The 12314-nt window shown below is 66.4% G+C and carries 12 protein-coding genes; 6 read left to right on the forward strand and 6 right to left on the reverse strand.

Features of this window, described 5'->3' with window-relative positions; all coding sequences use genetic code 11:
* The first annotated feature begins 6 nt into the window (after positions 1–6).
* From AC07PF_RS32005 to AC07PF_RS32015, 3 genes are all read left to right on the forward strand, one after another.
* On the forward strand, positions 7–3162 hold the full coding sequence (locus tag AC07PF_RS32005; RefSeq protein WP_007859437.1) for an efflux RND transporter permease subunit: 3156 nt from the start codon (positions 7–9) through the stop codon (positions 3160–3162).
* The gene (locus tag AC07PF_RS32010; protein WP_007859438.1) at positions 3155–4591 is read left to right on the forward strand and encodes an efflux transporter outer membrane subunit; all 1437 of its coding nucleotides are present in this window, start codon (positions 3155–3157) and stop codon (positions 4589–4591) included. Before AC07PF_RS32005 ends, AC07PF_RS32010 begins: the two co-directional genes overlap by 8 nt.
* 154 nt (positions 4592–4745) lie before the next feature.
* Positions 4746–5315, forward strand: a complete 570-nt coding sequence (locus AC07PF_RS32015; protein ID WP_007859440.1) for a c-type cytochrome — start codon at positions 4746–4748, stop codon at positions 5313–5315.
* A gap of 73 nt (positions 5316–5388) precedes the next feature.
* Here AC07PF_RS32015 and AC07PF_RS32020 read toward each other — a convergent pair whose 3' ends face one another.
* Genes AC07PF_RS32020 through AC07PF_RS32030 form a run of 3 tightly spaced genes read right to left on the reverse strand, consistent with a single transcriptional unit; the run spans position 5389 to position 7401 of the window.
* On the reverse strand, positions 5389–5919 hold the full coding sequence (locus AC07PF_RS32020) for a DUF2946 family protein (protein WP_007859442.1): 531 nt from the start codon (positions 5917–5919) through the stop codon (positions 5389–5391).
* Positions 5912–6937, reverse strand: coding sequence for a YheT family hydrolase (locus AC07PF_RS32025; RefSeq protein ID WP_007859444.1), 1026 nt, complete (start codon positions 6935–6937; stop codon positions 5912–5914). The genes AC07PF_RS32020 and AC07PF_RS32025 overlap by 8 nt, the downstream gene beginning before the upstream one ends.
* Before the next feature lie 14 nt (positions 6938–6951).
* A complete protein-coding gene (locus AC07PF_RS32030; protein ID WP_007859447.1) occupies positions 6952–7401 on the reverse strand; it encodes a YybH family protein in 450 nt (149 codons plus the stop codon).
* A gap of 382 nt (positions 7402–7783) precedes the next feature.
* Between AC07PF_RS32030 and AC07PF_RS32035 the strand changes: the two genes are divergently transcribed.
* The 3 genes from AC07PF_RS32035 to AC07PF_RS32045 all read left to right on the forward strand — a co-directional run bounded on the left by AC07PF_RS32035 (position 7784) and on the right by AC07PF_RS32045 (position 9420).
* On the forward strand, positions 7784–8077 hold the full coding sequence (locus AC07PF_RS32035; RefSeq protein ID WP_145699468.1) for a DUF4148 domain-containing protein: 294 nt from the start codon (positions 7784–7786) through the stop codon (positions 8075–8077).
* A 63-nt stretch (positions 8078–8140) separates the two neighbouring features.
* Positions 8141–8434, forward strand: a complete 294-nt coding sequence (locus AC07PF_RS32040) for a DUF4148 domain-containing protein (protein ID WP_145693723.1) — start codon at positions 8141–8143, stop codon at positions 8432–8434.
* A gap of 155 nt (positions 8435–8589) precedes the next feature.
* A complete protein-coding gene (locus AC07PF_RS32045; protein WP_494614619.1) occupies positions 8590–9420 on the forward strand; it encodes a hypothetical protein in 831 nt (276 codons plus the stop codon).
* Positions 9421–9498: 78 nt separating this feature from the next.
* Here AC07PF_RS32045 and AC07PF_RS32050 read toward each other — a convergent pair whose 3' ends face one another.
* From AC07PF_RS32050 to atpG, 3 genes are all read right to left on the reverse strand, one after another.
* A complete protein-coding gene (locus AC07PF_RS32050; RefSeq protein ID WP_007847729.1) occupies positions 9499–9915 on the reverse strand; it encodes a F0F1 ATP synthase subunit epsilon in 417 nt (138 codons plus the stop codon).
* Between the two features lie 84 nt (positions 9916–9999).
* Positions 10000–11406: a F0F1 ATP synthase subunit beta gene (gene atpD / locus AC07PF_RS32055; protein ID WP_007847731.1), complete on the reverse strand. Its 1407-nt coding sequence runs from the start codon at positions 11404–11406 to the stop codon at positions 10000–10002.
* A 33-nt stretch (positions 11407–11439) separates the two neighbouring features.
* Positions 11440–12306: a F0F1 ATP synthase subunit gamma gene (gene atpG, locus AC07PF_RS32060; RefSeq protein ID WP_007847732.1), complete on the reverse strand. Its 867-nt coding sequence runs from the start codon at positions 12304–12306 to the stop codon at positions 11440–11442.
* Positions 12307–12314 lie beyond the last annotated feature (8 nt).

A 12314-nucleotide genomic window follows, 5' to 3' on the forward strand; every position in this document is an offset into this window, starting at 1 on the left:
GCATCCATGGCCAAGTTCTTTATCGACCGCCCGATCTTCGCGTGGGTGATCGCACTGTTCATCATGGTGATGGGCGGGGTGGCGATCACGCAGCTGCCGATCGCGCAGTACCCGCCGGTGGCACCTCCCGCCATCGTCATCAACGCCGCCTACCCCGGTGCCTCTGCGCAGACGCTGGAGGACAGCGTGCTGTCCGTCATCGAACGCGAGATGAACGGCTCGCCCGGCCTGATCTACATGGAGTCGGTGGCCCAGGCCGATGGCTCGGGCAGCATCACGCTGAGCTTCCAGCCCGGCACCAACGCCGAGCTGGCGCAGGTGGACGTGCAGAACCGACTCTCGCGCGCCTCGCCGCGGCTGCCCTCGGCCGTGACGCAGCAGGGCGTGCGCGTGGACAAGTCGCGCTCCAACTTCCTGCTGTTCACGATGCTCTCGTCGACCAACCCGAAGATGGACACCGTGGCCCTGGGCGACTATGCCTCGCGCAACATCGTGCCCGAGCTGCAGCGCCTTCCCGGCATCGGCCAGGCCCAGCTGTTCGGTACCGAGCGCTCGATGCGCATCTGGATCGACCCGGCCAAGATGGTCAGCTTCAACCTCTCCTCGGCGGAGATCACGGCCGCCATCCGGGCGCAGAACGCCCAGGTGGCCAGCGGCACCATCGGTGACCTGCCCAACGTGGCCGGCCAAGGCATTGCCGCCACCGTGGTGGTCAATGGCCAGCTGTCCAGCGTCGAGCAGTTCGGCGGCATTGTGCTGCGCGCCAACACCGATGGTTCCACCGTGCGCCTCAAGGACGTGGCGCGCGTCGAGCTCGGTGGCCAGGCCTATGCCACCTCGGCGCGCCTGAACGGCAAGCCCGCCGTCGGTATCGGCGTGCAGCTGTCGCCGAGCGGCAATGCGCTGGAGGCCGCCAAGGCCGTGCGCGTGAAGATGGACGAGCTCTCCCGCTTCTTCCCGCAGGGCACGGAGTGGAGCATCCCCTACGACAGCTCGCGCTTCGTGGACATCTCCATCACCCAGGTGGCCATCACCCTGCTGGAGGCCGTGGCCCTGGTGTTCCTGGTGATGTTCCTGTTCCTGCAGAACTGGCGTTACACCATCATCCCGACCATCGTCGTGCCGATCGCCCTGCTGGGCACCTTCGCCACGCTGCTGGCGCTGGGCTTCTCGATCAACGTGCTGACCATGTTCGGCATGGTGCTGGTGATCGGTATCGTCGTGGACGATGCCATCGTGGTGGTGGAGAACGTCGAGCGCATCATGAGCGAGGAAGGCCTGCCGCCGCTGGAGGCCACGCGCAAGGCCATGCGCCAGATCTCGGGCGCCATCATCGGCGTGACCGTGGTGCTGATCTCGGTGTTCGTGCCGCTGGCCTTCTTCTCCGGCTCCACCGGCAACATCTTCCGCCAGTTCTCGGCGGTGATGGTGGCCTCCATCGGCTTCTCGGCCTTCATGGCGCTGTCGCTCACGCCGGCCCTGTGCGCCACGCTGCTCAAGCCGGTGGAAGCCGGCCACCACCATGAAAAGAGCGGCTTCTTCGGCTGGTTCAACCGCGGCTTCTCGCGCACCGCCAAGGGCTACGAAGGCCTGGTCTCGCGCATGCTCCGCAAGGCCGCGCGCTACCTCGTGATCTACGCTGCCATCATCGGCGCCGTGGTCGTGGTCTACATGCGCGTGCCCACCTCCTTCCTGCCCGGGGAAGACCAGGGCAACATCATCGTCAACGTGCAGCTGCCCCCGGGTGCCACCCAGGAGCGCACGCTGGCCGTGATGCAGCAGGTCGAAGAGTTCATCCTCAAGCAGCCCGAAGTGCAGAGCATGGTCGGCGTGCTGGGCTTCAGCTTCTCCGGCCAGGGCCAGAACGCCGCGCTCGCTTTCGTGACCTTGAAGGACTGGAAGGAACGCCACGGCCCCGGCCAGTCGGCCCAGGACGTGGCAGGCCGGGCCTTCGGCGGACTGATGGGCATCCGCGATGCCTTCATCTACCCGCTGAGCCCGCCACCCATCCCCGAGCTGGGCAACGCCAGCGGCTTCTCGTTCCGCCTGCAGGACCGCAGCGGCGCAGGGCACGAGGCGCTGATGAACGCCCGCAACCAACTGCTGGGCATGGCATCGCAGAGCAAGGTGATCACCCAGGTGCGCCCCGACGGCCTGGAAGACGCGCCGCAGCTGCAGATCGACATCGACCGCGACAAGGCCAACGCCCTGGGCGTGCCCTTCGACGCGATCAACTCGGCCCTGTCCACCGCCCTGGGCTCCACCTACGTCAACGACTTCCCGAACCAGGGCCGTCTGCAGCGCGTGGTGGTGCAGGCCGATGCACCGGCGCGCATGCAGCCCGAGGACCTGCTCAAGATCAACGCCAGTAACAGCCAGGGCAAGCCCGTGCCGCTGTCGGCCTTTGCCAGCACCCGCTGGATCAAGGGTGCGCAGCAGACGGTGCGCTACAACGGCTACCCCGCCGTGCGCATCTCGGGCTCGCCCGCGCCGGGCATGAGCACCGGCGCCGCCATGGCCGAGATGGAAAAGCTCGCCGCCCAGCTGCCGCCCGGCTTCGGCTACGAGTGGACGGGCATGTCGCGCGAGGAAAAACTCGCCGGCTCGCAGTCGCTGATCCTGTACAGCTTTGCCATCCTGGCGGTGTTCCTGTGCCTGGCCGCGCTGTACGAAAGCTGGTCGATCCCGCTGGCCGTGATCCTGGTGGTGCCGCTCGGTGTGCTGGGCGTGCTGCTGGCCACCCTGCTGCGCGGGTATGCGAACGACATCTACTTCCAGGTGGGGCTGATCACCATCATCGGCCTGTCCGCGAAGAACGCCATCCTGATCATCGAGTTCGCCAAGGACCTGCAGGCCCAGGGCCGGGGCGTGGTCGAGTCGGCGCTGGCCGCGGCCCACCTGCGCTTTCGCCCCATCGTGATGACCTCGCTGGCCTTCGGCCTGGGCGTGCTGCCCCTGGCCATCGCCTCGGGCGCGGGCTCGGCGAGCCAGCGCGCCATCGGCACCGGCGTGCTCGGCGGCATGATCACCGGCACGGCACTGGCCGTGTTCTTCGTGCCCGTGTTCTTCGTGGTGGTGCGCAGCCTGTTCAAGGGCAGCGCGCGCCAGCAGGAAATGAACCGCCGCCACGCAGAAGAAGCAGGAGTTGGAACCCATGATTGACCGCCGCCCCACCCCTCTGGCCCTGGCCGCAGCCACCGCGCTGCTGCTGCTCTCGGGCTGCTCGATGATCCCCACCTACGAGCGTCCCGAGGCACCCGTGCCCGGCACCTACCAGGCGGGCGCCACGGCGCCCGCAGGGGCCGCTGGCGCGGCGCAGGTGCCGTGGCGGGACTACTTCGCCGACCCGCGCCTGCAAACCCTGATCAGCGCGGCGCTGGCCAACAACCGCGACCTGCGCGTGGCCGCGCTCAACATCGAGCAGGCGCGTGCGCAGTTCCAGATCCGCCGCGCGGACCAGTTCCCCAGCGTGGGCCTGGGCGTCAACGCCAGCCGGGGGCCCTCGGCGTCCAACGGCGACCTGACCAACTCGTTCAGCGCGGGCCTGGCCCTCTCGGCCTGGGAGATCGACTTCTTCGGCCGCATCGCCAGCCTCAAGGAACAGGCGCTGGCACAGTACCTGGCCAGCGAGGAAGGCCGCAATGCCGCCCAGGTCAGCCTCGTGGCCGCCGTGGCCAACGGCTGGCTGACCCTGTTGGCCGACGAAGAGCTGCTCAAGCTCTCGCGCCGCACGCTGACCTCGCGCGAAGAATCGGTGCGCCTCACGCGCCTGCGCCTGGATGCCGGCGTGGCCTCGGAACTCGACTTCCGCCAGGCCGAGTCGCTCACCCAGGCCGCGCGCGCCACACTGGCACAGCAGCAGCGCCAGCGCGCGCTGGATGAGAACGCCCTGGCCTTGCTGCTGGGCCAGCCGGTGCCGGCCGAGGTCCTGGCGAGCCTGGCGGGCAGCACGCTGGCCAACGCACCGGCCATGGCCGCGCTGCCTGCGGGCCTGCCCTCGGAGCTGCTCACGCAGCGCCCCGACATCCGCCAGGCCGAGCAGCAGCTGATCGCGGCCAACGCCAACATCGGTGCCGCGCGCGCCGCCTTCTTCCCGCGCATCTCGCTGACGGCACAGGCCGGCACGGCCAGTGGCGAGCTCTCGGGCCTGTTCAAGAGCGGCTCCTGGGGCTTCACTATCGCCCCGTCACTGCTGCTGCCGATCTTCGATGCCGGCCGCAACCGGGCCAACCTGGAGAGCTCTCAGGCCTCGCGCAGCATCGCCGTGGCGCAGTACGAGAAGGCCATCCAGACGGCGTTCCGCGAGGTGTCCGATGCGCTGGCCGGCCAGTCCACCCTGGTCGAGCAGTCCGAGGCCCAGCAGCGCCAGGCCGAGGCCGAAGAGGCCCGCCTGCGCCTGGCCGACCTGCGCTACCGCAACGGCGTGTCCAGTTACCTGGACCTGCTGGATGCCGAGCGCTCGCTGTTCAGCACCCAGCAAGGGGTGGTGCAGGTGCGGCTGGCCCAGCTGCAGAACCAGGTCGTGCTCTACAAGGCGCTGGGCGGCGGCGGTACGGCCGAGCCAGTGGCGCGGGCGGCTGCGGGCTCCTGAACGCCTTCGGGCGGCCACTGCCACAGTGTGCCGCCCGAAATTGTTTTGTCTGCCTTTCGGCACGCACGTCGCCCGTGCTGCAGGGGCCGGGGGCACCGGCAGATATAATTGAAGGTTGATTGCATCAAAGCCCCACGATAAACCCGAGGAAGTCATGAGCGACACCCACCACGAAGAAGCCCATACCGGCCCGATCAAGAACCCCAAGCAGTTGCTGATCGCGGTACTTGCCTCGTTTGTGATTCCGATCTTTGCCATCATCGGCCTGGTCCTCTACGTCACCTCGGACAACAAGCCGGCCGCCGGCGCGGTGGACACCCAGAAGGCCACCGCGGCACGCATCCAGAAGGTGGGCGCGGTCGAGGTGCGCGATGCCAACCGGCCGCTGGCCAATGGCGAAGCCGTCTACAAGGCCCAGTGCGCCGCCTGCCACGCCACCGGCGCAGCAGGGGCCCCGAAGTTCGGCGATGCCGCCGCTTGGTCGGCCCGCATCAAGACCGGCTTTGAAACGCTGGTGCAGTCCGCCCTCAAGGGCAAGGGCGCCATGGCCCCCCAGGGTGGCGGCGACTTCAGCGACACCGAGATCGCACGTGCCGTGGCCTTCATGGCCAATGCCGGTGGTGCCAAGTTCGAAGAGCCCGCCGCCCCTGCGGCAGCGGCGTCTGCCGCCGGTGACGGCGCATCGGCCGCAGCGGCAGCGCCTGCATCTGGCGCGTCGCAGTAAGCGCACTGCGCACACCCCAACAAAAAGCCGACCCCGCGAGGTCGGCTTTTTTGTGGCCTCTGGAATGGCCTGCTCAGGCGCTGGCGTGCCGTGCAGCCGGGCTGGTCACAAAACCATGGCGGGCCGGCAGGTCCTCGGCCCGCACTTCCACCGGCGTCCAGCGGCCCTGCTCCACGGCGTCGGCGGCCAGGCCCACGTCCAGCGTGTGCACCAGGCCCAGCCCCAGCGGCGTGGCCAGGTACACCCGGCCTTGCGCATCAAGCAGGCATTGCTCCACTGTGGTGGACTTGCCTGTGTGGGAGGTCACCGATCCATCGGCCGCCAGGCGCCAGACCAGCGGCGTGGCTTCGAGTTCCACGTACACGCGTTGCGGCCCGTTCTGGAAGAACCACTGCCCCATCCCATCGGCTTCGTAGTTGCGGTGGATGAAGTCGATCAGCTTCTCGTGCTGCAGCAGCGAGCCCTTGGCCTCTGGGAACGGGCCGGCGGCCTGCGTCCGGTCGTCGCGCATGTACCAGCGCCCGCGCGCATCCAGCCCCAGCCAGCCGTAGCAGTCGGGCACATTCGGCCATTTGGCCAGGGCCTGCTTGACGATGTCATCCATGCCGCGATTGTGCCCCCGCTGCGCGGCGTTCCGTGTCAGTCTGCGCCGCGAGCCAGGTGCCCACGGTATCCGGCATGGCCCGCACATGGCCGGGCAGCCGCCCCTTGGCAAAGCCCACGTGGCCGCCATGCGCCGGCTGCCAGAGGGTGACGCAGCGGCCCACCTCGTGCACGCCAGGCAGGCTGCTGGCCGGAACGAAGGGGTCGTTGCGCGCGTTCACCACCAGCGCCGGGATGCGGATGCGGTGCAGCAGCGGCTTGGCCGACGCCCGCAGCCAGTAGTCCTCGGTGTTGCGAAAGCCATGCACCGGCGCGGTGAAGACGTTGTCGAACGCGTACAGGTCGCGTGCCGCCAGCAGGGCCTGGCGATCGAACAGGCCGGGGTGCTGGGCCAGCTTCTGCAAGGCCTTGGGCACCAGGGTGCGCAGGAACATGCGGGTGTAGACCTGCCGGTTGAAGCCGCGCCCGATCGCATGCCCGCCGGCGGCCAGGTCGATGGGCGAACACACCGCAGCAATGGCGTCGGCGCTGCGACTGGCCTCCTCGCCCAGCTCGGCGGCCCAGCGCAAAAGCGCGTTGCCCCCCAATGACACGCCTGCCGCCATCAGCGGGCCTGTGTGCATGGCACGCAGGCGCTGCAGCATCCAGCCGATCTCGGCATGGTCACCCGAGTGATAAGCGCGCGGCGCGCGGTTGATCTCGCCGCTGCAGCCGCGAAAGTGCGGCAGCGCACAGGCCCAGCCACGCTCTCGCGCGAGGTCGGCAAAGGCCTCGCTGTAGTGGCTGCGCGAGGAGCCTTCAAGGCCATGGAACACCACCAGCAGCGGCCGCTGCGTCGCTGGCGGCACCCCGTCGTCGAGGAAATCCACGTCCACGAAATCCCCGTCGGGCGTCTCCCAACGCTCGCGCCGGTAGGGGGGCGGCGCACCGAACACGCGGCGCGAGTACAGCGCAGGCCAGATGGTCTGCAACTGCCCGCCGGGCAGCCACCGCGGCGCCGTGTATTGCAGGGAGTGCATGGCGTGCGGCACCCTCAATGCAGCACCGGCTGCTGCGCCTGCATGGCCTGCACATCCTCCACCACACCCGCGCTGGCATGGTGCACCACCAGGCGCCAGCCCTGGGGGGTCTTGTGGTAGACATTGGTGGCAATCACGATGGCGCGGTGCATGCCGTCGGGCAGCATCACCTCCACATGCTCGGCCACACTGTGCACCGCGCTGGACAGCGCCTGCACACGGCGCACCTGGGTCGGCCGGGCACGCACCGTGCCATTCGAAAACATGGCCTCGAACGCGGCGCGGATGGCACCGGACCCCACGAGCCGGGGACCGCCCGGGTGCACGCAGACGATGTCCTCCTCGTCGGCCCAGCACGACATCAGCAGTTCGATGTCGCCCCGCTGGAGCGCATCGTAAAAGGCGGTTTCGGTCTCATCCGAAGAGCCGCCCAGGGTGGCGGCTGTGGGTCGTGCGCGTGGCATGGGCAAGGAGAGGGGGGTGGTGGGCGGTGCGCCTATTGTGCGCGGTCCGCTGCGCTTGTGGGCCCGCCCGGGCGGGCCGCTGCGGGCGGTCTGCACAGCATTTGCCACTGTCCTGTTGGCAGCCGCGGGTTTTCCTGTATCCACCCGAGCAAGGGCGCCACCTGCCTGCTTGAGGCACGGGTAAACCCGCAAAAGTTCCCCATGCATTGTTTCCAATACTGGAACAGTTAGTTCGCGACTGGGTGGTTTTTCTCTGGTCACCTGAGGCGTACAGTTCAACCCATCGATGAGCCGAACCCGCAAGGCGACTCACCGAACCCGGTCTGAAGTTGTTTTCTCTCCGGTTTTTTTGAGACGCTTTTTCACTTTAAGGATTTTCATCATGAACACGACCGCACGCTTCCTCTCCATCGCCGCTGTTGCCGCTTTCGCATCGTTTGGTGCCCAGGCCGACGAAGCCGACGCTTCGCAATTCGCCACCAAGTTCGAAACCAACCGCACCCGCGCCGAAGTGGCCGCCGAAGCCGCCACCGTGGCCCAGACCCGCAGCATCGAGCCCGCTGGTTCGCGTGTCGTGACCTACAAGTCCACCGCCGACCGCGCTGCCGTGCGTGCCCAGGCTGCTGACGCTGTGCGCACCGGCCAGATCTCCTCCGGCGAAATCGGCGCTCTGTAAGCCGCCCCGGACCGAACTAACCCTCTGCCCAATCAATAAACAAAGTAAAGAATCGAGATCACCATGAACAAGACCGCACGTTTCCTGTCCATCGCCGCTGTGGCTGCTTTCTCCGCTTTCGGTGCCCACGCTGACGAAGCCGACAGCTCGCAGTTCGCGCTGAAGTTCGACACGAACCGCACCCGCGCTGAAGTGGCTGCAGAAGCCGCTACCGTGGCACAGACCCGCAGCATCGAGCCCGCTGGTTCGCGCGTTGTGACCTACAAGTCCACGGCCGACCGCGCTGCCGTGCGTGCCGCAGCCGCCGAAGCCGTGCGCCTGGGCCAGATCCCTTCGGGCGAAATCAGCGCCCTGTAATCCACAGGCAAGGCTGCAGACCGCACTGCAGCCTCCATGCAAAAGGCCGGTGTCCCGCGAGGGGCACCGGCCTTTTGCATGGGGGGCGCCAAACAGCGGAAGTGATGGCTCACCCAGGCACAATGCATCGGACAGGGACCACACGCACGCCCCGGATGCCACCCTACCGTTCCATCGACCACGTCATGCTGCGCCTGACCGCTGCGGAGCCCTTGTTCGATCTATTCAGCCGCGTGTTCGGCTTGCCCGTGGCCTGGCCTTTGCAGCGCACAGCTTTCGCCACCTACGGCTGGGTGCATGTGGGCAATACGGACCTGGAGCTCTGGGCCGCGGCGTCCAACGCCGACTTGCCCGCCCACGCGCAACCACCTCTCGTGCATGGGTTCGCACTCGAGCCTGCGGGGCCTTTGTCAGCGGCCATGGCGCAAGTCGCGGCACTGGGCATGCAATGCAAGTCATCCCGGCCGTTCCAATCCACAAATGCCCACGGCGAAGTGGTCACGAACTTCACCAACTCTGTGCTGCTGGACCTGTCGGCACCTGAATGCTGCGTGTTCTTTTGCGAATGGAATGCCCAGGGGAGCATCTACCCCTGGGGCGAAGCCGCCACCCCCACGCAACGCCGCGCCCAGCACAGGCAGGCGCTGCAGGGCCAGGCTGGCGGCCCCTTGGGACTGCTCGGGCTGCAGACGGTGCGCATGGGCACGCCGGACCTTGCGGCGCACCAGTGCCGTTGGCGGGCACTCACCGGTACCCCGCCCGGCCATGCCGTCAGCCTCGCACCCGGCATCGGGCTGGAGCTGTTTCCCGCCGGGCAGTTGCGCATCGAGTCACTCACGTTCGGCGTGCACTCGCTGGCCACGGCACGCGCCTTCCTGGCCCCCCGGCAGTTGCTGCAGGCAGACAGCACCACCGAGGACACACTGGCGCTGGCGTGCGAAGGCCTGCAGATCCGCTTGGTCCAGGGCGCCGGCGAGCAGGCATAAAAAAACCCGGCAGGGCCGGGTTTTCAGGCCAGATCCGCGAGGATCTGGAGGGCTTGCTTGCTTACTTGTTTTCTCTTCTCACTTCTTCTGGCGGAACTTGCGCAATGCGGCGACTTGCGCTGCCAGGACGGCCAGCTCGGACTGGGCACGTGCCAAGTCGATCTCGCCCTTGGCATTCTTGAGGGCTTCTTCGGCCGATGCCTTGGCAGCATTGGCCTTCTCTTCGTCCAGGTCCTTGCCGCGGATGGCGGTGTCGGACAGCACGGTCACGCGGTTGGGCTGCACTTCCAGAATGCCACCTGCCACGAACACGAACTCTTCGCGACCGTCGGCCATTTCGATGCGCACCGAGCCCGGCTTGATGCGCGTGATCAGCGGGGTGTGGCGGGGAAAGATGCCCAGTTCGCCAGACTCACCAGGCAGCGCGACAAAGCGTGCTTCACCGGAGAAGATGGACTCTTCGGCACTGACCACATCAACGTGGATGGTGTTCATCATTGCTCCTAGGAAAAGGGGATGGGTTGCTCGATTGCAGTGGAAGGCCGAGCAGCGGTGGGCCGCTGCTCAGCCGCCGGGCAATCAGGCCACCTTCTTGGCCTTTTCGAAGGCTTCGTCGATGGTACCGACCATGTAGAACGCCTGTTCTGGCAGGTGATCGCATTCGCCGCCGACGATCATCTTGAAACCACGGATGGTTTCGGCCAGGGGAACGTACTTGCCTGGCGAACCCGTGAACACTTCGGCCACGTGGAAAGGCTGCGACAGGAAACGCTGGATCTTGCGCGCGCGGGCCACGGCCAGCTTGTCTTCAGGAGCCAGTTCGTCCATGCCCAGAATGGCGATGATGTCGCGCAGTTCCTTGTAGCGCTGCAGCGTGCCTTGCACCGCACGGGCCGTGGCGTAGTGGTCTTCGCCCACGACGTTCGGGTCCAGCTGGCGGCTGGTGGAGTCCAGAGGATCCACGGCAGGGTAGATACCCAGCGAAGCGATGTCACGCGACAGCACCACGGTGGAATCCAAGTGGGCGAAAGTCGTGGCAGGCGAAGGGTCGGTCAAGTCATCGGCTGGCACGTAAACGGCCTGGATGGAGGTGATCGAACCGACCTTGGTCGAGGTGATACGCTCTTGCAGGCGGCCCATTTCCTCGGCCAGCGTAGGCTGGTAGCCCACGGCGGAAGGCATGCGGCCCAGCAGAGCGGACACTTCGGTACCGGCCAGCGTGTAGCGGTAGATGTTGTCCACGAAGAACAGCACGTCACGGCCTTCGTCACGGAAGGACTCGGCGATGGTCAGGCCGGTCAGCGCCACGCGCAGACGGTTGCCTGGTGGCTCGTTCATCTGACCGTAGACCATGGCGACCTTGGAGTCTTCGAGCTTCTCGAGGTTCACCACGCCGGAATCGGCCATTTCATGGTAGAAGTCGTTCCCTTCACGGGTACGCTCGCCCACACCAGCGAACACCGACAGACCCGAGTGGGCCTTGGCGATGTTGTTGATGAGTTCCATCATGTTCACGGTCTTGCCCACGCCGGCGCCACCGAACAGACCCACCTTGCCGCCCTTGGCGAACGGGCAGACCAGGTCGATCACCTTGATGCCGGTTTCCAGCAGCTCTTGCGAAGGCGACAGTTCGTCGTACGCAGGGGCCTTGCGGTGGATGGATGCCGTCAGTTCCTGGCTCACGGGACCGCGTTCGTCGATGGGCGCGCCCAGCACGTCCATGATGCGGCCCAGCGTCGCCTTGCCCACGGGCACGGTGATGGCGTTGCCGGTGTTGGTCACCATGATGCCGCGGCGCAGGCCGTCGGACGAACCCAGGGCGATGGTACGCACCACGCCGTCACCCAGCTGCTGCTGCACTTCCAGCGTCAGCGTCGTGCCTTCGAGCTTCAGAGCATCGTAAATCTTGGGCATCTGGTCGCGCGGGAACTCAACGTCCACCACAGCGCCGATACATTGAACAATCTTGCCTTGCACTTGAGCCATTTTTCGCTCCAATTTAGATGTTGGTTGAGCTGCTTACACAGCAGCGGCGCCAGCCACGATTTCCGAAAGTTCTTTCGTGATCGCTGCCTGGCGCGTCTTGTTGTAGACCAGCTTCAACTCGCCAATGACGCTGCCGGCGTTGTCGGTGGCGGCCTTCATGGCCACCATGCGTGCCGACTGCTCGGACGCCATGTTTTCCGCAACCGCCTGGTAGATCAGGGACTCGACATAGCGGACCAGCAGATCGTCGATCACGGTCTGGGCATCGGGTTCGTAGATGTAGTCCCAGCCATGCTCGGTCTTCTCGGCCTGCATCTGCTCGGACGACAGGGGAAGCAACTGCTCCACCACCGATTCCTGGCGCATGGTGTTGATGAACTTGGTATAGCTCAGGTACACCGCGTTGATCTTGCCTTCCGCGTAAGCGTCGAGCAGCACCTTCACAGGGCCGATCAGCTTGTCCAGATGGGGCGTGTCACCCAGGCCCGTCACGTGCGAAACCACCTTGGCGCCGACACGGTTCAGGAAACCCAGGCCCTTGTTGCCGATGGCAACCGCCTCGGTGGACACGCCAGCACCCTGCAGCTCACGCAGCTTGGCCGTCACGATGCGCAGCACGTTGGTGTTCATGCCACCGCACAGGCCCTTGTCGGTCGTCACCACGATCACGCCGGCCGCCTTGGCATCGTTCAGTTTCATGAACGGGTGCACGTACTCCGGATTGGCGTGGCCGAGATTGGCTGCAATGTTGCGGATCTTCTCGCTGTAGGGGCGGGCAGCCCGCATCCGTTCCTGCGCCTTGCGCATTTTGGATGCAGCCACCATCTCCATGGCCTTGGTGATCTTCTTGGTGTTTTCCACCGATTTGATCTTGCCGCGTATTTCCTTGCCTGCTGCCATGATGGCTC

Source organism: Acidovorax sp. GW821-FHT10A04 (genome assembly GCF_059415825.1).